Genomic DNA, 23,406 nt, shown 5'->3' with positions numbered 1-23,406 from the left:
AGACCTTTCACTATCCGCCGGTCCACATGGAGAGATATGGTAGTCGATGTGACGACGCTGACGCGGGTCGGCGTCGCTGTCACGGCGCTCGTCGCGGTTCTGTTCGGCGTCTCGCTTGCGGGTCGACGGCGTGTCCGGCGCGTTCTCACCGACCGGTTCCTCTACGGCGTCCCCTGGGGCAGTCTGGTCGTCGTCGTCGGTGTGTTCGCGTTTTACCTGTTCGCCCAGAGCGGCCTTCGACACTGGAACGAGCCGGTCGTCGTCGCTTTCCGGAACTGGGCGTACCCCTACGCGACGGGAATGGTCACCTCGGCGTTCGCACACGCCTCACCCTCCCACCTGCTCGGGAACATGCTCACGACAATCCTACTCGCGCCCCTGGCGGAGTTCATCTGGGGCCACTATCCCCACGAGCGACACGGGATACAGTCCCCCGCGCGGTCTCTCGACCCCCGTGTTCCCGAGACGCCCGAGCCGGCCGAGTTCGATACCAGTCCGGACGAGGGGATTCCAAGCGAGGACCCCGCTACCCAACGAGACGACACAGCACAGCCCGGCGTCCGCCTCCGGGACCGGCCGGTCGTGCGTGCGCTCGTCATCTTTCCCGGCGTTGTCCTCGTGGTCAGCCTGCTCACCTCCCTGTACGCGCTGGGCTGGTCGCTCGGATTCTCCGGGACGGTCTTTGCCTTTCTCGGATTCGTCCTCCTGCGGTACCCTGTGCTCACGGCCGTTGCCCTGCTGGGAGCGAGTCTGCTGAACACGCTGTTGAACACGTTTCTGACACCGGTGCTCCGGGCGACCGCCGGGAGCGGGCCGCCCCGCCCGCCCTCGTGGGCCGGCGTCAACGTCCAGGCCCACCTGCTCGGATTCCTCATCGGCGTCGCCCTCGCGCTGGGTCTGCTGTGGCACCGCGACAGTCTGCCCGACCCGGCGCGGCTGTTTGGGGCGACCGTGCTGGTGGCGACAGTCCAGGGACTGTGGCAACTCTCGACTGCAGACGGCGGCACGTTCGTCCGGTATCAGGGAATCGGTATCATCTTCGTTCTGGTCCTCTCGATGCTGATTACCTACATCGCGACGAGCGAGAACAGCGCCGCGACCGACCGCGTCTCGCTTGCGGTCCGCGGCTTCGGGGTGCTCTGGCTGGTCGGGAGTCTGGCAGTCGCCGGTGGTGCGTTCGCGCTCTTTGGGACCGAGACGATGATTGTGTTGTCGGTGCTCGCAATCGTGCCCGCACTGGCGGTCCCCGGTGCGCTGCTGGTTGTGCCGGACGGCGTCGCGGGGTGGCCGGTGACTTCACGACGGCTGCTGTTTGCCGCACTTGTCCTCGTTACAGTGGTCATCGCGTTGCCGAGCGTGGCCGGAAACTCTCTCGGAATGGACGACAACGCCATCCCAGACGGTGACGTCACGGTCGGCGATTACCACGTGAGCTACGGCGAGGATGTCACGAGTGCGCGCACAGATACCACCGATAGCGGCCTCGTCGTCGTGAGTGAACGACGGTACGTCTGGAGCGCGACAGTCAGTGACGAGATACTCGCTCACGAGGGGTCGGCGACGGTACCGGTCGGCGGGGTCGGCTGGCGAGAGACCGTCCGGGCCGAGCGGACCGGCTGGAACGTCGTCGGGAACGATTCGGTCTACGTTGTCGACCTCGAAACCGACACGGAACGGGTCCGGTCGTTCACTTCGGGACCCTCCCGTGCGTCTGTAATACTCGCTGGCAACCGGGTCGTCCTCGTCCCGACCGACAGTGGGTTTGGCCTCACTGTTACTCGTGACGGTGAGGCGGTCGGGTCGGCACTGATTCCGACACCCGGTGAGTCGGTGACTGTCGACTCCCTCACCTTCACCACGGAGCCACACGACGGTACGGTGACACTCTTTGCGTCGACTGCAGAGTCACGCGTTGCAATTGCACAGAAAGAGTGACAACAATATCTGGTCACCAGTGTTTCAGGCGGGGAAACACTCCCAAACACTTTTTGTGTGTTATTCTGTAACTCGCGTTGAGGATGGTCGACCGGTTCCGGTTCGTCATGGTTGGGGTGGTAGTCAGTCTCCTCGTTGTGTTGCCGGCAGGAGTTGGGCCTAGCGACGCCGAACCGGACGCTACCGAACTAATCGAGAAAGCCATCGAATCGCTCGAAGAAGACCCAGTCAGGGTCGTCCACGAGCAGACGATAACGGATCCGAACGGAACGATGACACAGACGGTCACTGTCCACCGGACCGCAAAGAAAGGGTACATCGAGATTCTCCGAAAAGATACCGACACACGGGTCGCCCGCAACGGCGCACAACCTGACACACGCGGCGATACCAACAGTCGCGCGGTACAAGAGGACGGGATGACCCAGTTCTGGTTCGACGAGCTTTGGAGTCCAGGCGCGTCACCGGAAGTGGTTCTCACCCACTACAAGAGTAACTACGTCGGTATGGAGTCTGTCGACGGTCGGACCGCATATGTCGTCGAGCTGTCACCACCCACGGAGACGACAGCAAGCCTGTCTCTCGATATCGACGCCGGCAACATCGAGTATCATGTCCCCCTCCACGAGGCGACACACCAGCGATGGCTCCTCTCACAGGAGACCTGGTGGATCGATACGGAGACGTATTATCCGATCAAACAGACCGTTGAATGGACCGACGAAGACGGAACGGTCCTGGCGACGGCGACACGAGAGTACAAGGAGCTAACCGTCGGCTCGGCTGTCGAGAACACGCGTCCCGTACTCAATACATCTGGAGAGGAGAACACAGCGAGCGAAACAGCGTCTGCTGAGACAACCAACGAATCAACACGAAGAGAAGAGACAGCAAGACAGGACCGCGACAGGGCCGATACCCAACTGTTCGAAAGCGCCCAGGCAGCGGGCGAAGCTGTGCCCTTCGAGTTGCCGATACCCGAGACGCCGGATGGCTACACGTTCGACCGCGCGAGGGTTAAGTATCAGGACAGTTCCCACGCCGTGTTGTTGCTCTACAGTGACCACGACAGTGGGACACAGCTGTCGGTATCAATCTCGCCGAACGACTCGCCATCGTTCTATCATAACGTCGAGATTCGACGCGAGAGTCTCTCCGGGGTCGATGGAGAACTCGTCGTCACAGATACGGGAATGGAGGTGGTTCGACAGTGCAATCGACTCACCTTCCGGGTCCGAGGTCCTCCGACCGCCCAGACGCTCATCGATGTCGCCAAATCTATCGGTTGTTGACCCGCTCTCGAACGATGTCCAGCGATAACAGCGACAGCTCGGGAGAACAATGAAGATTCGAAGACACGAGGACGTGGATGGCTGTGGCTGTCTCCGGTGTCAGGAAATCGACCACGAGGTGATACACCGGTCGCTCGCCGATGTCTTTTCGTGGAGCACGACGATTCCGCTGGCCAGACCGTCCATCGTGCTTGTACTCGGTGGGATGGGGCTGATACAGCTCGGAACCCTGGTCGTCTCGCCCGGACTGGCCCTCGTGCTTGCGGTGGTCAGTGTCGTCGGCGTCTTCTTCAGCCGGGGCTATATCGGCATCGTCGCACAGGAACTGCTCGGCCGTGAGACGGTCCCGTCACGGCGGGCACTCCGCCTTGCACTCGCCAGACTGCCGGCGTTTGTCGGTTCAGCGCTCGCTATCGTCGTCGGCCTCGCAGGTGTTACGCTGCTGGTCGTTTCGGTGGTCTTACCCGCCGTCCGGACCGTGACGACTACCATTGGGTTTGCTCCGGTTGTCGCAGACTTCGGTGCGCTCGCGGTTCTCCTGCTCGGGGTGGTCTACGTGTTGCTCAAGTGCTGTTTCGTTCCAGAGGCGTGTTTCGTGGGTGGGTACGGCCCGCTTGATGCGATCCGCGTGAGCTGGCGGCTGACGAGCGTCCATCGCCTCCGAGTCGGTCTCGTCCTCGCAGGGTTCACCGTGTTACTCGCAGTTGGGTCCGTGCTGGATACGACAGTTGCCGAGTCCGGCGCGCCGATTGCGCTCTCGTTCGAGTTCGAGGGGACCACGGTCGTCGTCCGCTCGTTTGGACTGTCGGCTGGCAGCGGACTCCGCTTTCTGTTCGATTTGACGGTGACTGCGCTGTACTCGGGACTGTTCGTTCACCAGTACGTCGACAACTCGCTGGCGTCAGCGCTCGACGAGTAGCCGCCCCAGCTGTGACAGCGAGCTCCAGGCCGCGAGCGCGATAGCAGAGACACCGACCGCGCCCGCGAGCGTCGTGAATGCGCGACGGATGGTCTTCCCCTCGTCTTTCGAGCCGAGCACGAGTATCTTTGGCTCTCTCGCAGCGGTGAAAATCTCCATCTCTCGGCCTTTTTCCGAATAGCAGGTGTCGATGACCTCGACCAGGCCGGCGTCCTGGAGGTTCTCCAGGTGGTAGGTTGTGTTCTGGACCGAGAGGTCGAGGTCGTCGGCAATCTCCGAGGCGGTGAGGGCGTCGTCATCGAGCATCCGAAAAATCGTCAGTGCGGTCTCGCCGGACAGCGTCGATATCATCTCTGCCGTCCGCTCGTCGTCGATGTAGAATACAGCGGGGTCGTCTCGCTCGGTAGATGACTCCGTTTGCGAGGGTAACAGTCGTGCCATAGTTCGGAACTGGTCGCTATGATCTCTTGTGTACCGTTCACATAAAAAGCTCTGATAACTCAAAGATGATTTTGAGTTACGACAGCCGCGACACGACGGGATGAAACAGCTACAGAATGGTCCCGTGTTTCTTGTCCGGCAGGTCCTTGTCGACGGTCTCGTAGAACTCGAATCTGGCGTCGAGTTCCTTGCGGAGTGTACTCGGCGGGACAATCTCGTCGATGACGACCTCACTGGCCATCCGGTGGACGTCGATGTCCTCGCGGTACTCCTCGCGGAGTTCCTGTTCGCGCTGTTTGCGCTCTTCGGGGTCGTCGATTTCCGCGAGTTTGCGGGCGTAGACCGCGTTGATTGCTGCCTCCGGCCCCATGATGGCAATCTCGCCCGAGGGAAGTGCAATCGTGGACTCGGGGTCGTAGGCCGGGCCAGACATGGCGTAGATGCCCGCGCCGTAGGCCTTCCGAACGACGACACACTGTTTTGGCACCGTCGCCGACGAGGTGGCGTAAATCATCTTCTTGCCCTTCTCGAGGATGGCTTCTTTCTCGACCTGGGAGCCGGCCATGAAGCCGGGCGTGTCGGCGAGATAGAGCAACGGAACGTTGAATGCGTCGCACTTCCAGATGAACTCGGCGGCCTTCTGTGCAGCGTCGGGGAAGATTGCCCCAGCGCGCTGTGCCGGCTGGTTGGCGACGATACCGACCGGACGGCCGTCGATGCGGGCGAAGCCGGTGAGCATCTCCGGGCCAAACTCGGGCTGGAGTTCGAACCACGAGCCGGCGTCGACCACGCAGTCGATGAGGTCGGTCATGTCGTAGCCGCGGTTCGGGTCCTGTGGGATGATGCTGTCGATGTCTTTGGGCGAAGTTGCCGGATGTCTGCCCTCCGTCTGTGGCGGCTCCTTGTCGCTGTTGTCCGGCAGATACGTGATGAGCTGTGCGACCAGTTCGCGGGCGTGTTCCTCGTCGTCGGCAACCAGGTCCGCGCTGCCCGAGTACTGGGAGTGAACGTCGGGACCACCGAGGTCATCCATCGAGATTTCCTCGCCGGTCACCATCTCGACCATCCGCGGGCTCGCAATCGCCATCGCGGACATGTCCCGGACCATGATGGTAAAGTCGGCGAAGACGGGGGTGTAGGCCGCGCCGGCGATACAGGGTCCATAGAGGACACAGATCTGTGGGACACGTCCCGAGAGCATGGAGTGGTTGTAGTAGTATTTCCCGATACCCTCCCTGTTAGCGAAGAACCCGGTCTGCTGGTCGATACGGCCACCTGAGGAATCCATCAGATACAGCACCGGACGGCCGGTCTTGAGGGCGCGCTGTTGCATCCGGAGGAACTTCTCGACACCCTTAGCGGCCATGCTGCCGCGTTTGACCGTGTAGTCGTTTGCCATGAAGTGGATGTCCCGGCCTTCGAACTCGGCACCGCCCGTAATCAGGCCGTCGGCTGGCAGCGTATCGTCGGCGTCGAACTCGGCGAACCGGCCGTCCTCAAACAGGAAGCCGTCCTCAAACCACTGGTCGATGCGGTCGCGGACGAACTGCTTGCCCTGGTCGGGAAGCTGTTCTTTGTACTTCTCTGGACCGCCCGCGTTGATCTCGGCGATTTCTTCCCAGATCTTCTCCTCTCGTTCTGTTGGCCCCATCTCGGGCTCTGGCCCCGGCACGTGACCGGGCCCAAGATACGGAACCTCGACGAGCTGTCTGTCGCCGGCGACGACGGTCACATCGTCGTAGTACTGTGCAGCGAGAGCCTCGCCGATAATCTCGGCCTCCTGTTCGGTCGTATCCTCGGAGACGCGTACCTTCATAGTATCACTCCAGGACGATGAGGGAGTCACCCATATCGACGGCATCACCAGACTCTACCTCGACGCTCGCGACGGTCCCCCCTGCAGGGGCGGCTACGTCGTTTTCCATCTTCATCGCCTCCAGCACGCAGATGATGTCGCCCTCTGTGACTTCGTCACCTACCGCAACGTCGACCGAGAGGATAGTTCCCTGCATCTCGGCGGTGATGGCACCGTCGGTCATCGTCGCAGCCTCATCGTCGCTGCCGGAACTGCTTGCTGCACTGTCCGCGGGGTCGTCTTCGCTCGTGTCGTCAGTCTCGTCGGTCTCGGTAGCGGCACTCTGTGGGAGGTCTTCGAGCACCACGTCGTGGCGCTTGCCGTCGACCTCGATTGTGAGTTCGTGGGTCTCGCTGCTCTCGCTACCGTCTGCCAGCGGTTCGGTCCCCCAGCGCTCGACGGCGTCGGCGATTTTGGCCTCGTCGAGTTCTTCGTCGAGGTACTTCGTGGTGTGGCTCCCTTCGACGAACGCCTCGTCGGTCAACATCAGCCGATGAAACGGAATGATCGTGTGAACGCCCTCAACCTCGAAGTGTTCGAGCGCGCGCTTCGAGCGCTCGATGCAGTGGTTGCGGTCCTCGCCGGCGACGATGAGCTTGGCAATCATCGAGTCGTAGTCACCGCCGATTTCGTCACCCTGATTGACCGCGTGGTCGAGCCGGATGCCGATGGACCCCGGCGGATCGTAGGTCTCCAGTGTGCCAGGCGTCGGCGCGAAGTCGTCTGCGGGATTTTCGGCGTTGATACGGTACTCGATGGCGTGGCCCTCGATATCGACTTGGTCCTGTGAGAAGTCGAGTTCCTCACCCGCCGCCACACGAAGCTGCCAGCGGACGATGTCGATACCCGTCACCTCCTCGGTGGCGGTGTGTTCGACCTGAATGCGGGTGTTTACCTCCATGAAATAGAACTCGCCATCCTCAACGAGGAACTCGACGGTGCCAGCATTGGTGTAGCCAGCCTCGCGCACCCCACGGCGGGCCGCGTCGCCAATCTGTTCGCGCAGCCCCTCGTCCAGTACCGGGCTGGGCGCTTCTTCGATGACCTTCTGGTGGCGACGCTGCAAGGAGCAGTCGCGTTCACCCAGATGGCGGACGTTGCCGTGTTCGTCGGCGAGAATCTGGACCTCGATATGTTTGGGTGCCGCGAGGTACTTCTCGACGTAGACCGAATCGTTGTCGAAGTAGGCTTTCCCCTCCCGTTTGGCTGTCTCTAGGGCGTCGTCGACATCCGCTGGGTCGTGGACAATCTGCATACCGCGGCCGCCGCCGCCACCCTCGGCTTTGATTGCGACCGGGTAGCCGAACTCCTCGCCTATCTCGCGGACCTCCTCGGGCGAGTCGACGGGTTCGGTCGTTCCCGGAACGACAGGCACGTCCGCGGCCTGCATCGCCTGTCTGGCGCGGGTCTTCTCGCCGAGTTGCTCCATCGCGTCGCTGGGCGGACCGACCCACGTGAGTTCGTCGGTCTCCTCGATTCGTCGGGCGAACTCGGCGTTCTCGGCCAGGAATCCGTAGCCGGGGTGGATTGCGTCGGCACCCGCCTCGGTTGCGGTCTCGACGATAGTCTCCTGGTCGAGATAGGAGTCACTAGCAGGGGCGGGGCCGACGTTGTACGCCTCGTCGGCGTATTCGACGTGGCCGTTGTCCCTGTCAGCGTCGCTGTAGACTGCGACTGTCTCGATACCAAGCTCCTCGCAAGCCGCCATGACGCGAACAGCAATCTCGCCTCTGTTCGCGACCAGGACTTTGTCGAACATAGTTATGAGATGAAAGGGAGGGTTAGTAGGATTTGGGGAAGCCGATCTGCTGGCCGATGTGGTTGTAGGCCATCTGCTGAGAGACGGGGGCGAGCCGGGTGAGGTTGACCTCGCGCCACCAGCGCTCGACATCGTACTCCTTGGCGTACCCCCAGCCGCCGAAGGCCTGCATCGACTGTTTGACCGCCTCAATGCCAGCCTCGACGGCGACGGCTTTCGCGACGTTGGTCTCGTAGCCACACTCCTCACCCTGGTCGTAGAGCCAGGCTGCCTTCTGGCGCATCAGCGCGGCCGTCTCCATCTTGGCGTACGCCTCCGTGATGGGGAACGAGACCGCCTGGTGGGTGCCGATTGGTGCACCGAAGACCTCGCGCTCGTTCGTGTAGTCGATAGCGGTCTCGGCAGCCAGCTTGCCGATACCGGTTGCCGCGGCCGAAAACCCGATCCGTTCTGGGTTGAGCGTGTCGACCAGCGCCCACCAGCCGTTGTCCTCCTCACCGAGGAGGTTCTCCTCGGGGACGCGGTGACCCTCGATGAAAACCTCACAGGATTTCGAGTAGTTGATCCCGTGTTTGTCAATCGGCGACACCTCGATGTCTGGGCTGTCCATGTCGAGAATGAACAGGCTGATGCCATCGGTGGGTTTCTCGACCTCGTCACGCGGCGTCGTCCGCGTGACCAGAATCATGTTCTCCGCGCGGTCCGAGAAGGTAATCCACGCCTTGTCGCCGTTGAGGATGTACTCGTCGCCGTCTTTCTCGGCTCGCGTGGCCACGTTCAGGGTGTTGGTTCCGGCCTTTGGCTCGGTGATGCCGATAGAGAAGTTCCGCTTGCCGGCGGCGATATCGGGCAGATACTTTTCCTTTTGTTCCTCAGTGCCGTGTTTGGTGATACCGACGGCGGCCATCCCAGCGGTCAAGACGAGATACCAGGTGCCGGCCATTCCACAGCCCTGTGCACAGAGTGTCTCCATGGCGATGCCCATCTCCTGCATCCCCATCCCCGCACCGCCGTACTCCTCGGGTATCATAAGCCCGTGGAAGTCTGCCTCGGCGAGTTCATCCCAGAACTCCTCGCCGAACTCGCCGTTTTCTTCCTTTTCACGCCAGTATGCAGGCCCGTACTCCTCTGCTATCTCGGTCGCTGTATCCCGGATGAGCGAGTGCGTCGGATCATCATCAAAATTCATGGGTCGCTATCCAATATAGAGCGGTAACTATCTTAGTAGTTGCTATATTTTGAGTCCGCGTCGAATCGACCTACCCCCGAATCTGCTCCAGTCGGCTCCCGGCGGGAAAGTCGAGGTCGAGCGAGATGTCGAGCATCGCTTCGACTGCGTCCGCAACTGCCGGCGCGAAGTCGGAGTCTGGCGTCGGACAGCTGGGTGCATTTGTGGCAGTTGTCTCGTCGCTCTCGGGTATCCCGATACCCTCCGAGAGATGGCCGGTCGCGCGGTTTCTGAGCACAACGTCTCCCGACGCGCCGATATCCTGCAGTCGGCCACGCAACAGCGCGAGTCCGTCCCTACCACGGGGCGTATCGCCAGCCACGAGCGCGACACGCTCGGCAGCGTTGACCGCCGCGACGGCATGATTGCCGGTAAGCGGTGGTGTGTCTACAAGCACCACATCGTGTGAGAGCGACGACGCCGCAAGCTGACGCTCTAGCCGCTGTGCCGCGCCCGCTGTCTGTGCCCGCGCTAGCCGTTCGAACGGGGCTCGTGCCGGCGCAGCGACCAGCCTTCCCTCGGTATCGGTGGAAATGTCATAGAGTACGTCACCGAGAGAGGCTTCCTCGGTCAACAGCGCGGTCACGTCGGCCTCCACGTCGGCGTCGACGTAGGAGCGAAGCCCCTGCGTACTGAAGTCCGCATCGACGAGCGCAACGTCGCGTCCCGTCCGCGCGAGCGTCGCGCCACACTCGACGGTCAACCGCGTCGTTCCGACTCCCCCAGCGGTCCCGACCACCGCCACAATCCGTGTCATAGTATGCGGTGTTCGCTCCCCAGTATAAAAATGTGCGTTCGAGAACTCCGGGGCCGGCTCCGTCAGTCGTCGGTTCCCTTGTCCGTCGAGTCGTCGATCGGTTCCTCCGTCGCTGTAGCCGAGGCGTCCTCACTGCCGGTCTGGAACTCGTCGGTCATCTCTTGGAGGGTCGTCGCCTGCTCGGAAAGTCCCTCTATCTGGCGGCTGACCTCCGAGACAGCGCTGGTCTGTTCCTCGACTGCGGCCGCCACGTCGGTTGCGTTTGCTGTCGTCGCTTCACTGACTTCGCCAATGTCTCCGACAAGCGACTCGATTTCCTCGGCCGCGCTCGCCTGGTTATCGACCGCGTCGCTAATGGACTGGATGGTCTGGTCGACCTCCTCGACGGCAGTGGCGATGTTCTGGAAGACATCGACGGTTCCCTCGACGGTTTCGATGCCGGTTTCAACGCTCTCGCGCATCCCCTGAATGTCGGTGACAACGTCGTCGGTCGAGCGCTGTGCGCGGCCGACAAGTGCTTCTATCTCGTCGGTCGCGTCTTGCGTCTCCTCGGAGAGGCTCTTGATTTCGTCGGCGACAACCGCAAAGCCCTCGCCGGCCTCACCGGCGCGGGCGGCCTCGATAGAGGCGTTCAGCGCCAGCATATTCGTCTGCTCGGCGATATCCTCGATGAGTTCGACAATCTCGCCGATAGCGGCGACCTCGTCTTCGAGTTGCTCGACCTCCTTGACCATCTCCTCAGTCTGGGTCTGGACGGTCGTCATCTCGCTGGTCGTCCTATCGGCATACTCCTGACCGTCGTCGCTGAGTGCCGCCGCGCGCCGTGACTGGGTGGCGGCCTCGTTCGTCGAGGCGGCGACCTCCTCGATAGAGGCCGACTGGTCCATGACGCGGTTAGAGGCGCGCTGGATGTCTTCGTTCTGGCGCTCGGCGTCTTCGGCTGTCTGTTGCATCGAGCGGCTCACGTCGTCACTCGTCTGTTTGATCTCCTGAGCGCTGTCGGCGATTCGGTCGCTCGACTCGTCAACCTCGCCGGCAAATTCGCGGATGTGGATGATTGTCTCCTCCAGGTCGGTCGCCATCTCGTTGAACGACCCGGCAATTTGAGACAGCGCCTCGTTGTCGGTATCGGTGTCCATCCGGGCGGTGAGGTTACCGTCCGCGAAGGCCGCGAGCACCTCCGAGTACTCCCTGGCTCTCTGTTCAAGTCGCTCGCTCACCTCCTCTGCTTCGAGTCGTGCCTGTTCAGCCTCCTCTCGTGCGTGTTCGGCGTCTGTCTGTGCCTCCTCTGCTTGCTCCATCGCCGACTGTGCCTCCTGAATTTGCTCACTCAGGGAGTCCCGCATCTGTGCAACCGACGAATAAAGCGTCCCGATTTCGTCGGTACGCGATGACGACACAGTCACGTCGAAATTACCGTCACGTATCTTTTGTGTGCGCTTCGAGAGGTCGTCGATTGCGCCGGTCACCGACCGCATCGACACCAACGCCGTCGCGATGAGTAACACGAACGTCACCCCGAAAGCAAAGACAATGTCACCGGAAATCTGGTCGCGGAGAGCGAATGCCTGGTCCTGTGGCACCGTGTGGACGACAACCGTACCGATCGTCTCGTTGGGGACGTATCTGTCACGGGAGAAGCCGCTATCCTGTGAGTGTGACAGCGTCCTGCTTCCCACAATCATCCCGTCCACATCGGCCATCTGGGTCTGGAACGTGTCCCTTTCGAGGTCGGCGACGAATGTCTGGGTCTCTTCGGAGGGCGGTCCGAGCAGCCGTTGCCCGTTAAGCGACTGCAACATCGTCTCACTTCCCTCGAAATCCTGTGTCGGCACAAGCGACGTGTTCGTCGGTACCGCCGCCGCGATGAACCGTCCAGCGACCGTGCGGCTACCGAGGAGTGTCGTGTTCGTGTCGTCGCCAGGAAGTTGCAACGGTTCCGAGATAAAGACACCCTCACCGATGTTCTCCGTCGAGAGCCCCTGGTCATAGAGATTCACACCGCTATCTTGAGCCAGTGAGCTGCCGATAATTTCGCCGCTGTCGCCGTTGGCCACGTAGACCTGTGTGACTTCCTGGCCGAGATTCTGACTGACATCACTGAGCCAGGCGATTAGCTCCTGTTGGTCGTCTGCGAGAATTTCGCCGTCGGTGCTCGCCGAACTCAACACCCCCCACTGGTCGTTGAGCCACTTGTTGTAGAGACTGGCATGGAGGGTAGCGTCGGACTGTACCTGGGAGTCGACCTGTTCGGTCAGCCCATCGTCGATGCTGTCGTACAACACCACCACAGCTCCGCCACTCACAAGCGCCCCAAGCAACAGGATTGTGAGAAGCTTTATTGTAAGATTCCGTCTGATGAATCCCGGGACCACAACCGACAGGTAGCGCCGGAAGCTATCTATCCACCGACCAATCGAGACCGAGCGTTCTGAATCGTTCTCACTCATCGAAATATCATTCCCTGTGTAATGTTACCGTGACGTATCATCATCCAGTACACACATCGAATATGGTCGTCATAACTGTTCTTCGTCAACAGTTGTCATGGAACCGCTCGTAACTGACACCAAGACAGAAGAAAACTGCGCGGAACTGGTTTGCTATGCGAACGCGTTCAGCATCAACACGAGCGTACCGAGCAGCACGCTGAATGCGACGACAGTTTTCGGGTCCAGGACCGGGCCCTGGTTCTTTTCGGAGTCGAAATACCGGACAAGGCCGGCACTCGACATGAGGCCCGAGCCACTTTCTTGTGAGCTCATACCTGTATTTCTCCGGCGTGCCCTCCTAAACGTTTCGACCCGGCCGAACGAACCTTTAAACAGCCGGACGGCCCAAAGAATCGTCAATGGACGTTGCGGACATCCCCGGAGTGCCAGATTGGTTCCAGGGGTATCTCGAATCTGAGGGAATCGACTCCCTGTATCCGCCACAGGCAGAAGCCGTCGACCGTGGTGTCACCGAGGGTGCGAACCTCGTCGCCGCCATCCCGACGGCAAGCGGGAAGACACTCGTCTCGACGCTGGCGATGCTGTCGAGCATCGCCGACGACGGCGGTGGGAAAGCGCTGTATATCGTCCCACTTCGGGCGCTCGCGACTGAGAAACACGAGGAGTTCGCGGCCTTCGAGGAATACGGCCTCGACGTGGGTGTCTCGACGGGGAACTACGAGTCCGACGGCGGCTGGCTCGCCGGCAAGGACATCATCGTCGCGACCAGCGAGAAAGTCGACTCGCTCGTGCGCAACGACGCTCCTTGGCTGGAGGACCTCTCGTGTGTCGTCGCCGATGAGGTTCACCTCGTCGACGACAGCCACCGCGGGCCGACCCTCGAGGTGACACTCGCCAAACTCCAGTCGCTCAACCCCGACCTCCAGACGGTCGCACTCTCGGCGACAATCGGGAACGCCGACGAACTCGCAGCCTGGCTCGACGCCGATCTAGTCGACTCAACCTGGCGGCCGATAGAGCTTCAGAAGGGCGTCCACTTCGGAGACGCCCTCCACCTCGAAGACGGGAGCCAGAGCCGGGTTCCGGTGCGAGGAAACGAGGACCAGCCGGCCGCTATCATCCGGGACACGCTGGAGGAGGACGGGTCGACGCTCGTGTTCGTCAACTCCCGGCGCAACGCCGAGTCGGCCGCCCGGCGGCTCGGAAGTACGACGGAGCCGTTCTGTTCGCCCGAGGAGAGCGATCAGCTCGCCGAGATAGCCGAGGAGATACGAGAAGTGAGCGACACAGAGACGAGCGACGACCTCGCCGCTGCCGTCGAACAGGGAGCGGCGTTTCACCACGCCGGGCTAGCACGCGACCACCGCAGTCTCGTCGAGGAGGCCTTCCGCAACCGGTTGGTCAAGGTCGTCTGCGCGACGCCGACGCTGGCCGCCGGCGTCAACACGCCCTCCCGGCGGGTGGTCGTCCGGGACTGGCGACGGTACGACGGGACAGCCGGCGGGATGCAACCCCTCTCGGTGCTGGAGGTCCACCAGATGATGGGTCGTGCCGGTCGGCCCGGGCGGGACCCCTACGGCGAGGCCGTTCTGGTGGCAAAGAGCCACGACGAACTCGACGAGCTGTTCGAGCGATACGTCTGGGCCGACCCTGAGCCCGTCGAGTCGAAGCTGGCTGCCGAGCCGGCGCTGCGCACACATATCCTCGCCACCGTCGCCTCCGGCTTTGCTAACTCCCGGAGCGGACTGCTCGATTTCCTCGAAAGCACACTGTACGCCCAACAGACCGCCGAACGCGGCCGGCTCGAAACGGTGGTCGACGACGTTATCGACTACCTCGACGTGAACGGCTTTCTCGACCGTGAGGGAAGCGAAATCACGGCGTCGAACCTGGGACACACCGTCTCGCGGCTCTACCTGGACCCGATGAGCGCCGCCGAAATCCTCCACGGCCTGGAGGACGCCGAGGAGCCGACTGCGCTGGGTCTGTACCATCTGGTCAGCCGAACACCGGACATGTACGAGCTGTATCTGCGTTCGGGCGACGAGGAGGAGTACACGATGCTCGCCTACGAGCGCGAGGAGGAGCTTCTCGGGTCGACCCCCTCCGAGTTCGAGGAGGGGTTCGAGGACTGGCTGTCGGCGCTGAAGACCGCGCGACTGCTCGAAGACTGGGCCAGCGAGGAGGAGGAAGACGAGATCACCGAACGCTACGGCATCGGCCCGGGCGACATCCGCTCGAAGGTCGACACCGCCCAGTGGCTGCTCGGGGCCGCCGAGTCGCTGGCGACGGAACGCGACCTCGGGCTTGGTCCGGACATTCGCGAGGCCCGCACCAGGGTCGAACACGGCGTGCGCGCAGAACTGGTCGACCTCGCCGGCGTCCGCGGCGTCGGTCGCAAACGGGCACGGCGGCTGTTCGACGCAGGCATCGAGACCCGCGCCGACCTGCGCGAGGCTGACAAATCGAGGGTGTTGGCGGCGCTTCGTGGCCGTGAAAAAACCGCCGAGAACATTCTCGAAAACGCCGGCCACCGCGACCCGTCGATGGAGAGTGTCGAACCCGACGCCGACGTGACCGTCGACGACGAGGCCGACGAGCCAGCAACCGCAAACGACCAGTCTAATCTGGGTGATTTCTGATGCAGGTTATCGAGGGAACCGCAGACGTCGACGACATCGATCGGTTCGTAAGCCGTCTCGATGCGATAGGTGAGGACTACGACGCGACCGTTCAGGCCTTCGACGCCCGCTACGTCGTCAGCCGAGACCACCTCAACCGTGCGGTCGAAGTCGCACACCGAGAACGAGACAGGGGAAACGCTATCGCCGAGGACCCCGGCGTCGAGATACTGCTGTATGCAGCCGGACGTCGACAGATACGGGATGCCCTTGAGATGGGCATCTCCAAGGGAACGTCGCCGGTCGTTGCCGTCGTCGTCGGCGGCGACGAGACGGCGGCCGCCGGCGACCTCCGAGAGTTGCTCGAACCCGGCGAGACACTCGGCGAGTACGACCCCGAGCGAGTCCGGTCGTTTTTCGACATCAGCGAGCGGGAACTCGACGCGACGACAGGCGATCTCGCGGACCTCATCTGTGAGCGCGTCGCCATGCTTGTTGTCGACCGCTAACTCATGTCACGGACAGACAACCCACAGCTCACCGACCCAATCGACATCGGCGGCGTCAAGGTGCCGAACCGCCTCTACCGCGCCCCACTACTCGAATGTGCCGGCAACGGTCCCGACGCGGTCGACCGCTTCATCGCAGAATTGGAGCCGACTGCCGAATCTGGCGTTGGGCTCATCTTCCAGGGTGCGAGCATCGTCACCGGCGACGGCGGGTGTGCCGCACCAAACATGACGCGTGTCCACGACCCAGGCTTCGTCGACCGACTCTCACGGCTGACAGACCGGATTCACGACCATGGCTCGAAGATATTCATCCAGCTCGCACACGGCGGCCTCCGCGGGATGAGTCTGTGGCACGCTGGCTACCGCGAGGACAATCCGGACGCGGTCCAGAAGGCAGTCTCACAGCCGCCCTGGCAGCTCAGAGTCGCCGACCGTGCCGGGTTCATCGACCTCCGACCAAACGTGCTCTCGACGGCGGAGGTCCGCGAGCTGGCCGAGGCGTTCGGGCGGGCCGCAGGATACGCCGCCGACGCCGGCTACGACGGCGTCCACCTCTCCGGGGCGAACATGGGCATCGTCCAGCAGTTCCTCTCGCCGTACTACAACGACCGCGACGACGAGTTCGCCGACGGGGTGCAGTTCCTGCTTGCGGTCCGGGACGCCGTCCGCGACCACGCCGGAGATATCCCCCTGGTGACGAAAGTCCCCGTCGAGACTGCTTCGCCGCCGTTCGTCCGGACGCATCTGACCCGCGACGAGAGCCTGGATATCGGCCGGCGGCTCGCTGCTGCGGGGTACGACGCACTCGTCCCCGTGGAGGCCTCTGTCTACTGGGACATGAGTGTTATCCGGGGAGCGTTCCCCGACCGGGCCTGGGCAGCAGCGGAACTCCAGAGCGAGTACGCCGCCGTCTTCGGTGGCCGGTGGCGGGCACGGGCAGTGGAGCTGGCAAACCGCCTCGAAGGCCGGTGGTTCGACCGCGAACCCGGCTGGAACGCCGACTTCTGTCGAGCCGTCCGGCGGGCGGTCGACGTGCCAGTACTCTGTGAAGGGGGCCTTCGAGAACGGAACCACTGCGACCGACTGCTGGGGGAGTCGTGTGATATGGCTGGAATGGCCCGCCCCTTCTACGCCGAGCCGCGGCTGGGGGCGCGGCTGCTGGCCGGCGACAACCGAGCGTTGTGTGAGAGCTGTAACAACTGCACGATTCCACAAGCCGTCGGCGAGCCGGGACGATGTCGGACGCCGGCGGTCGTCAGAGAGCGCGCACGGCTCAAAAAAGACGGCGTCTACGACAGCGGTCGCTCGCGGAGAGAGTGAACGTGGCAGGAATCGACAGAGTGGCTACTCAGGCTGTTCGTCGATGAGGATGACTGCCTCGCCCTCGATGACCGCCTCGCCGGCTTCGTTGTGGACCGGCGTCGAGAGGCGATACTGGTTGTTGCCGAGGTCTTCGACAATCTCACAAGAGGCAGTGAGCGTTTCGCTGATACGAACCGGATTGTGGAACTCCAGGTCTTGCGAGAGATAGATGACCAGACCAGGAACCCGAGCCAGCGCAGCACTAATCAGGCCCCCAACAAGTGTTCCGTGGGCGATGCGGCCCTGGAACCGCGTCTTTTCGGCGAACTCGTCGTCAAGATGGAGCGGATTCGTGTCGCCGCTGGCCGCTGCGAATGCACGCACATCGCCGTCAGAGATCGTCTTGCTGAACTCGAACCGGTCTCCAACAGAGACGTCCTCAGGAGCGCTGGCCGTGGTTTCTGTGTCCCACTCCGGCAGGTCCTTGTCGGCCTCGATTCGGTCTGTCGTCTCTACCTCGTCTGTACCGTCGGCGTCGAGTCCGAATGCCGCAAGTGCGGCGCGGTTTGCCGCGACCACACTCTCGAACATGTGTACAGAAGTGTCAGTCCAGGTATCAAGAAATGCACTCCGCTGAGATTCTGAACTCATTACACACTGTTCTATGGGATTTGGCGTTATAAACTCCGAGGCTAGTTATCGAACACAATAATCATTTTTTCCCACGGCCGCGACTGTTATCGCAGTCGTTCTGTCTGAAAAAGTGAGTTGATTGTTCACATATAACAAATAGAATTTTTGCCCGAGGAACGGACTCCAGCGTCCAAAGGGGAGAGCGTCGTCGACGCTCCAAATGTTTATACATCGAGCGGAACAACAGAAATCCGATGACAGACGACAGGGACATGCCGAGTGGGCCGCAGGATTTCTTCAAGATGTTCACCGAGACGGGCGAGCAGGCCGTCGAGACCCAACAGGAACTGTTCAAGCAGATGCTCGGTGCTGGCATGTCCGGCGGGATGGATATGAACCAGCTTGGCGCGATGAGCCAGACAGCCACGTTCAAGACACGCGTTCAGAGTGGCGGCCGCATCTCTATCCCCGACGCGGAACGAGAGGCGCTTGACATAGAGGAGGGCGACATCGTCCAGACTGTCTTGGTGCCGGTAAAGCGCGAACGGGACGACTGAACCCTGTTTTTCGTTGCAGCGTCGAACCACCAGCGCCGACAGCCGAGAGAGTTTCGGTACCTCGTGTCGTTCAATGGCATACACTGGTAGAGGCTGGAAAATCGCTGGAGTCTTGTGTCCCGTTCTCGTAGTTACATATACAATGAGCGAACAGCAGCCACAGGACTGGAGTCAGTTGATGGAACAGATGAACGAGGCAGTCGCAGACTCAATCGAGCGTAACGTCGAGGCACAGACGGCGATGATGGAGTCATGGACGGGTGCCTTCGACGGCTCGACGCTCTCCGAGGAGGAGATGACCGAGGGTATCGAGGGGTACCGCCAGGCTTACGAGGTATGGATGGACACGGCAGAGGAGATGGTCGAACGGACCGGTGACGCTGCCGAGGGCGAAGATGTCGACGCCGAGGAGTTCCGTGACCTCTGGCTCCAGTCGGCAAACGAGTCGTTCAAAGAGATCATGTCGACGAGCGCGTTCGCCGCCGCCAACGGCGAACTGGTCGAGATTCTGATGGAGGCCCAACAGGAGGTCGACGATATGACCCAGGAGAACCTCGCCCAGTTCGGGATGGCGACCCGCGACGATGTCGTCGAAGTCGGCGAACGGCTGGTTGAACTCGAACGCCGCCAGCATGCCGTCGAACAGAAGCTCGACCGCATCATCGAGGAACTGGAGTAACGATGTCGTTCAACCCCTTCGCAGCCGCACTGGACGCACAGGCCGACGCGATGGAGGCGATGGTCGACGCGACCGAGAAGGCCCGCATCGCCCCCGAGCGCGCCGTCGAGATGGAGACCATCGAGGTTGGACAGACCCCGAGCGAGGTCGTCTACGAGGAAAACAAGCTTGAACTGCTCCACTACGAGTCCCGCACCGAGGAGCAAAACGAGGCCCCAATTCTCATCGTCTACGCGCTCATCAACAAGCCCTACATCCTCGACCTACAGCCTGACCGGAGTGTAATCCGCCAGTTGCTGGACGCCGGCCACGACGTCTACATGATTGACTGGAACGAGCCCTCACGGCTCGACCAGCATATCGGGCTCGAAGACTACGTTAACCGCTACATCGACAACTGCGTCGACGAGGTGCGCGACCGCTCAGGCCAGGACGCCATCAACATCCTCGGCTACTGCATGGGCGGGACGATGACCACAATGTACACTGCCCTCCACGGCGAGAAGGTCAACGCGCTTGGGCTGATGGCAGCAGGCCTCTGTTTCGACCAGACCGGTGGTGTCCTCGAAGAGTGGGGCAGCGAGGAGTACTACGACCCCAAAGACGTGGTCGACACCTACGGCAACGTTCCGGCAGAGTTTCTGGACACCGGCTTCGCGCTGATGGACCCAGTCGACAACTACCTCAGCAAGTACGTCACGATGTACGAGAACCTCGACAGCGACGCCTTCGTCGCCAACTTCTCGCGCATGGAGAAGTGGCTCGACGAGGGGATCGACCTCGCTGGGACCGCCTACGTCGAGTTCCTCGAGAAAATATACCAGAACAACGAACTCTACCACAACGAACTCGAACTCGGCGGCGAACACGTCGATATCACGGAGATAGACGTGCCGATACTCCAGATTCTTGGCGAGTACGACCACCTCATCCCAGCAGATGCCTCGAAGCCGTTCAACGAGGTCGTCGGCAGCGACGACACCCGTATCATTGAGTATCCCACCGGCCACATCGGGCTCTCGGTCTCCTCGTCCACACACGAGGAGGTCTGGCCAGAGGTCTGTGACTGGTATCACCGTGTCTCGGGCGACAACAGCGCCGAGACCGAGGGGACAGAGATCGAGGAAGTCGACGGCATCGGTCCGACCTACGCTGAGCGTCTCCAAGAGGAAGGCATCGAGATAGCCGCCGACCTCACAGAGTACGAGGCCGCCGACCTCGCAGAGATTGCTGAGACGACCGAGAGCCGCGTCACCGAGTGGCTCGACCAGGTGTAAGCCGTCCGACAGGGAAAGATTCACCACGGGACCCCACGCAGTGGTGAGTGATGGACGAGTGTCGTGAATGTGGGACACAGATACCCGACGGCGCCAACTTCTGCCAGGAGTGTGGCGCACCCCAGAATGAGGCCGCCGCCAAGGCACTCTACCGGTATATGAAACGCCACGCCGGTGAATTGGCAGAGTCCGCCGACAACGCGGGCAGTGGAGGCGACCTGCTCACGCGGCTCGGCTACGCTCTGGGCTGGATTCTCGTCGTCGCTGGCTTCGTGGTCGTCCCCAACCCCGCAAGTGGGTTTCTCATCTTCGGCGGTATCGTCGCGTTACCGCCGATTCGCCGGCTGCTGGGCCGCCAACTCGGCCAGCCACCCGGCATGTCGCGGATGTTGCTCGTCTCCCTGACCAGTGCTGCAATCGGCGTCGGCGTGATCGTCCTCTCGTAGCCCGAGGCTGACGATTGTCTGACGCAGGCTTTTGTCGCTCGCTGTCGTTCGTTCCCGTATGGAGACAGGCAATCGTCAGGGGCTGTTCGCACGCCGCGAGTGGAGCCGGAACGCGCTGGCTCGGGCAGCGCTGTTCGTCGTCGTATCGACGGTCGCGCTGACCGCGAGTTTTCTCGGCGTCGTCGGCCTCCTTAGTGGGGAAGTAACCGGAGTCAGCGACCGACTCCCGATATACGTGCTGGTGCTGGCACTCGCGTTCGTCACCACTGTCGTCACCGTCGAGGAGGCCTACCGAGAGGCGGCCGTCGTCCTCCAGTTCTCGGTTCTTAGTGCGGCTGTCACGTTCCTGCTGGTCGCGCTGGGCGGTGAAGGCGTCGTCTTTCTCGTCAGAAACCACCAGCAGGTCGTCGCCTCACAGCTTCTCTTTTATATTCTGGCGGCGGGTCTCATCGGCACCGGTATCGGCTACTGGACGCTGAATCACTGGTCGGAACTTTCGCTGTCCGGGTCGAGTCTGTAACAGACGAACGACAACGGTGTGCTATTCTGGGAGTTCAGCCAGGAAAAACGGCTTCTCGCCGTCCTCGGTCGTCGGGTCGTGGATGTCCCAGACGCCAGCTATCTCGAAGCCGACGCTGTGTAAGGCCTCTGCCGTCGCCTCCCGACCGGCAATCGACCACTGCATTTCGGTCCCGCTGTCAAGCCAGTCGGGATTCGACCCTTCCCACTCACTCGATCCTTCGGTGACCAGCAGCGCCCCGCCGGGACGGAGCACGCGTCGGAACTCCGCGAGCGTGGAGTGGTGATCTCCGAGTGGAATATGAATCAGCGAGTACAGCGCGGCGACAGCGTCGAAGGTATCGTCGGCGAAGGGGAGGCCGGTCATCTCTCCCTGCACGAGCATGGCGTCGTGGTCTGTGCGAGCCAGCGACAGCTGTTCTCGTGAGAAATCGAGGCCAACAGCCGTCTCGCCCCCGGCAGCGAGGGGCGTATCGCCAGCGCCACAGCCCGCGCTGAGGAGGCGGTCTGCTGGGTCCAAGCGTTCACAGAACCGTTCGACCGGCTCGGAGGCAGGGTCGTCGCTCACTTCTTCAGTGTATTCGGCGTAGTAGTGGTCAGCAATCTCGTCGTACGCCTCCCGGACTACACGGCGTTCGTTCACGCTCTCGGGTCTTTCCTGTCGCTACTTCAACGTTCGCCTCGTATGGGAGAGACTATTTCACGGTCGCGTCGACGACGACGTGGCTGACACCCTCGCTGTACCCCTTGATTTCGCGGAGGTCGTACCCGGTGACCTGCCGGTCGTTGCGCTCGGCGGCCGCGTGGAGGCGGTCGACCGGCCGGTCTGGAAGCTCCGCCGTTGGCGTTGCTTCGTGCATGTGAATTGTTCCCCCGGCTTCGAGCGCGTCGAGTGCCCTGTCGAGGTACTCGTATGCGTCGTAGTAGCCCATGAGAACCCGCTCAAAGGCAAAGGGGTCCGCGGCCTCGATGCCGCGGGCGACGACATCCCGACAGTCCGCCCGGTATGTTTCAACGCGGTCGCTGACCTCGTTCCCGACAACGTTCTCGACGAGATACTGGAATGCGGTCGAGTTGTGTTCGACGGCCGTGACGTGGGCACCGCCACGAGCCATCGGGAGCGTGAAGTAGCCGATACCGGCGAACATATCCAGCACCCGCTCGCCGTCGTCGACGACCTCACCCATGTGGGCGCGCTCGGCCTTGTTGCCCGGCGAGAACATCACCTCCGCCAGATCGAGCGCGTAGGTCGTCCCGTGTTCGCGGTGGACGGTGTGGGTGTCGCCCTCGCCGGCGATAACCTCGACAGAGGGTTCGCGGTGGACGCCGGCGATGCCCTGCCGTGAGAGCACCGTGTCGGCGTGGCCGTGCATTGCAAGCAGTGCCTCGCCGACCTCGGCCGGCCGCGGCGTATCGACAACATCGACCAGTACCACGCTACCGATGACCGCCCACGACCCCGGAGCGGCGTCGAGTTCGGCGTCAGTCCACCCGCGCTCTCGGAGGTGGTCTTCGAGGGTCCGGAGTCGCGTCTCGCCGGTTACTCGAACGACCTCCAGCACGTCCGTCTGTGCTGGCGGGTCAGTAACCGGAATCGCGACGGTGCCGTCGTCGTGTTCGTCGATGTGTCGGCCCTCGTCGTAGACGCCCTCCTGTTGGAGCGAGGCAAGCGCAACCTGAGTCCGTTCTTTCTCGACGACGGCCGCGAGAGACTGGTCGCTCATTCCCGGCCGAGGGTCTGGTTGCGATCTGTATATACCCGGCGGTCAGTCCTCGTCCGGAGCTCCGCCAGTGACGACGACCGGCTTGTCAGTGTTGAGGATGACTCGCTGTGTGACGCTGCCGAACAGCGCTTTACCGGCCGGCGAACGCTTGCGACCGCCGAGAACTATCGAGTCCACGTCCTCCTCCTCGGCGTGTCGGAGGATGTTGTCGACGGCTTCCATGCTGTCTTCGTGAATCGTCACGTCGACGCCGTGGTCTTCGAGGTGTTCGCGCGCTCGTCGGACTGACCGGACCCGTGTCACCGACCGCGGGACATCACCCGAGGAGTCATCCGTGAACACGAACAACAGCGTTGCTTCGATTTCCTCGTCCGCGCTCGGAAGCGATGTGACGTAGTTCGCCTGTGCCAGCGCCCGCGATTCGTTATCGTCGATCGGTATCAGTACGCGATACATATCCCTCTCTTCGTCACAGCGGGGCATAAAACCAGTGTGAA

The 23,406-nt window shown here is 62.1% G+C and carries 22 protein-coding genes; 11 read left to right on the top strand and 11 right to left on the bottom strand.

All coding sequences use genetic code 11. From position 1 onward, the window contains the following. The first annotated feature begins 36 nt into the window (after nt 1-36). From OSC37_RS14325 to OSC37_RS14315, 3 genes are all read left to right on the top strand, one after another. Nucleotides 37-1,935: a rhomboid family intramembrane serine protease gene (locus OSC37_RS14325; RefSeq protein ID WP_267162115.1), complete on the top strand. Its 1,899-nt coding sequence runs from the start codon at nt 37-39 to the stop codon at nt 1,933-1,935. Between the two features lie 83 nt (nt 1,936-2,018). After that, nucleotides 2,019-3,227 carry a LolA-like protein gene (locus OSC37_RS14320; protein ID WP_267162114.1) on the top strand — a complete coding sequence of 403 codons (1,209 nt, stop codon included), beginning with the start codon at nt 2,019-2,021 and terminating at the stop codon, nt 3,225-3,227. A gap of 49 nt (nt 3,228-3,276) precedes the next feature. After that, nucleotides 3,277-4,146, top strand: coding sequence for a hypothetical protein (locus OSC37_RS14315; RefSeq protein WP_267162113.1), 870 nt, complete (start codon nt 3,277-3,279; stop codon nt 4,144-4,146). Here the strand turns inward: OSC37_RS14315 and OSC37_RS14310 are convergent. The 7 genes from OSC37_RS14310 to OSC37_RS14280 form a co-directional block, all read right to left on the bottom strand. Further along, entirely contained in the window at nt 4,129-4,587 is a 459-nt protein-coding gene (locus tag OSC37_RS14310) for an ArsR/SmtB family transcription factor (RefSeq protein ID WP_267162112.1), read from the bottom strand. The two genes, OSC37_RS14315 and OSC37_RS14310, sit on opposite strands and share 18 nt — an antisense overlap. 109 nt (nt 4,588-4,696) lie before the next feature. After that, complete coding sequence (locus OSC37_RS14305) at nt 4,697-6,403, bottom strand: acyl-CoA carboxylase subunit beta (protein ID WP_267162111.1); 1,707 nt, start codon at nt 6,401-6,403, stop codon at nt 4,697-4,699. Between the two features lie 4 nt (nt 6,404-6,407). Next, on the bottom strand, nt 6,408-8,201 hold the full coding sequence (locus OSC37_RS14300; RefSeq protein WP_267162110.1) for an acetyl-CoA carboxylase biotin carboxylase subunit: 1,794 nt from the start codon (nt 8,199-8,201) through the stop codon (nt 6,408-6,410). A gap of 22 nt (nt 8,202-8,223) precedes the next feature. Continuing rightward, on the bottom strand, nt 8,224-9,390 hold the full coding sequence (locus OSC37_RS14295; RefSeq protein ID WP_267162109.1) for an acyl-CoA dehydrogenase family protein: 1,167 nt from the start codon (nt 9,388-9,390) through the stop codon (nt 8,224-8,226). Between the two features lie 70 nt (nt 9,391-9,460). Beyond that, nucleotides 9,461-10,186: an AAA family ATPase gene (locus OSC37_RS14290; RefSeq protein WP_267162108.1), complete on the bottom strand. Its 726-nt coding sequence runs from the start codon at nt 10,184-10,186 to the stop codon at nt 9,461-9,463. Between the two features lie 62 nt (nt 10,187-10,248). Further along, complete coding sequence (locus OSC37_RS14285) at nt 10,249-12,636, bottom strand: methyl-accepting chemotaxis protein (protein ID WP_267162107.1); 2,388 nt, start codon at nt 12,634-12,636, stop codon at nt 10,249-10,251. 153 nt (nt 12,637-12,789) lie between these two features. After that, a complete protein-coding gene (locus OSC37_RS14280; protein ID WP_267162106.1) occupies nt 12,790-12,951 on the bottom strand; it encodes a preprotein translocase subunit Sec61beta in 162 nt (53 codons plus the stop codon). Between the two features lie 86 nt (nt 12,952-13,037). On the opposite strand from OSC37_RS14280, the gene OSC37_RS14275 reads away from it, so the two are divergent. Genes OSC37_RS14275 through OSC37_RS14265 form a run of 3 tightly spaced genes read left to right on the top strand, consistent with a single transcriptional unit; the run spans nt 13,038 to nt 17,092 of the window. Further along, the gene (locus OSC37_RS14275; protein WP_267162105.1) at nt 13,038-15,281 is read left to right on the top strand and encodes an ATP-dependent DNA helicase; all 2,244 of its coding nucleotides are present in this window, start codon (nt 13,038-13,040) and stop codon (nt 15,279-15,281) included. Next, the gene (cgi121, locus tag OSC37_RS14270; protein ID WP_267162104.1) at nt 15,281-15,769 is read left to right on the top strand and encodes a KEOPS complex subunit Cgi121; all 489 of its coding nucleotides are present in this window, start codon (nt 15,281-15,283) and stop codon (nt 15,767-15,769) included. The genes OSC37_RS14275 and cgi121 overlap by 1 nt, the downstream gene beginning before the upstream one ends. A gap of 3 nt (nt 15,770-15,772) precedes the next feature. Next, nucleotides 15,773-17,092 (top strand): oxidoreductase, encoded by a 1,320-nt coding sequence (locus tag OSC37_RS14265; RefSeq protein ID WP_267162103.1) that lies wholly within the window; start codon nt 15,773-15,775, stop codon nt 17,090-17,092. A gap of 24 nt (nt 17,093-17,116) precedes the next feature. Here OSC37_RS14265 and OSC37_RS14260 read toward each other — a convergent pair whose 3' ends face one another. Continuing rightward, nucleotides 17,117-17,665, bottom strand: coding sequence for a MaoC family dehydratase (locus OSC37_RS14260; protein ID WP_267162102.1), 549 nt, complete (start codon nt 17,663-17,665; stop codon nt 17,117-17,119). A gap of 296 nt (nt 17,666-17,961) precedes the next feature. Here OSC37_RS14260 and OSC37_RS14255 point away from each other — a divergent pair, with 296 nt between their 5' ends. From OSC37_RS14255 to OSC37_RS14235, 5 genes are all read left to right on the top strand, one after another. Then, a complete protein-coding gene (locus OSC37_RS14255; protein ID WP_382186285.1) occupies nt 17,962-18,264 on the top strand; it encodes an AbrB/MazE/SpoVT family DNA-binding domain-containing protein in 303 nt (100 codons plus the stop codon). Between the two features lie 142 nt (nt 18,265-18,406). Continuing rightward, nucleotides 18,407-18,943 (top strand): poly(R)-hydroxyalkanoic acid synthase subunit PhaE, encoded by a 537-nt coding sequence (locus OSC37_RS14250; protein WP_267162101.1) that lies wholly within the window; start codon nt 18,407-18,409, stop codon nt 18,941-18,943. A gap of 2 nt (nt 18,944-18,945) precedes the next feature. Continuing rightward, nucleotides 18,946-20,220, top strand: coding sequence for a class III poly(R)-hydroxyalkanoic acid synthase subunit PhaC (gene phaC / locus OSC37_RS14245; protein WP_267162100.1), 1,275 nt, complete (start codon nt 18,946-18,948; stop codon nt 20,218-20,220). Nucleotides 20,221-20,270: 50 nt separating this feature from the next. Beyond that, nucleotides 20,271-20,666, top strand: a complete 396-nt coding sequence (locus tag OSC37_RS14240; RefSeq protein WP_267162099.1) for a zinc-ribbon domain-containing protein — start codon at nt 20,271-20,273, stop codon at nt 20,664-20,666. A gap of 58 nt (nt 20,667-20,724) precedes the next feature. Next, entirely contained in the window at nt 20,725-21,186 is a 462-nt protein-coding gene (locus OSC37_RS14235) for a hypothetical protein (RefSeq protein WP_267162098.1), read from the top strand. A gap of 21 nt (nt 21,187-21,207) precedes the next feature. Here the strand turns inward: OSC37_RS14235 and OSC37_RS14230 are convergent, their stop codons facing one another. The 3 genes from OSC37_RS14230 to OSC37_RS14220 are packed head-to-tail and all read right to left on the bottom strand — an operon-like array spanning nt 21,208 to nt 23,365. After that, nucleotides 21,208-21,828, bottom strand: coding sequence for a class I SAM-dependent methyltransferase (locus OSC37_RS14230; RefSeq protein ID WP_267162097.1), 621 nt, complete (start codon nt 21,826-21,828; stop codon nt 21,208-21,210). Nucleotides 21,829-21,880: 52 nt separating this feature from the next. Beyond that, nucleotides 21,881-22,909, bottom strand: a complete 1,029-nt coding sequence (locus tag OSC37_RS14225) for a class I SAM-dependent methyltransferase (RefSeq protein WP_267162095.1) — start codon at nt 22,907-22,909, stop codon at nt 21,881-21,883. A 42-nt stretch (nt 22,910-22,951) separates the two neighbouring features. After that, nucleotides 22,952-23,365 carry a universal stress protein gene (locus OSC37_RS14220; RefSeq protein WP_267162094.1) on the bottom strand — a complete coding sequence of 138 codons (414 nt, stop codon included), beginning with the start codon at nt 23,363-23,365 and terminating at the stop codon, nt 22,952-22,954. Nucleotides 23,366-23,406 lie beyond the last annotated feature (41 nt).

This window comes from Halovenus salina (assembly GCF_026410925.1).
In the GTDB taxonomy this organism is placed as follows: domain Archaea; phylum Halobacteriota; class Halobacteria; order Halobacteriales; family Haloarculaceae; genus Halovenus; species Halovenus salina.
The sequence above is the reverse complement of the archived record's forward strand: the minus strand, read 5'-3'. Positions and strand labels throughout refer to the sequence as shown.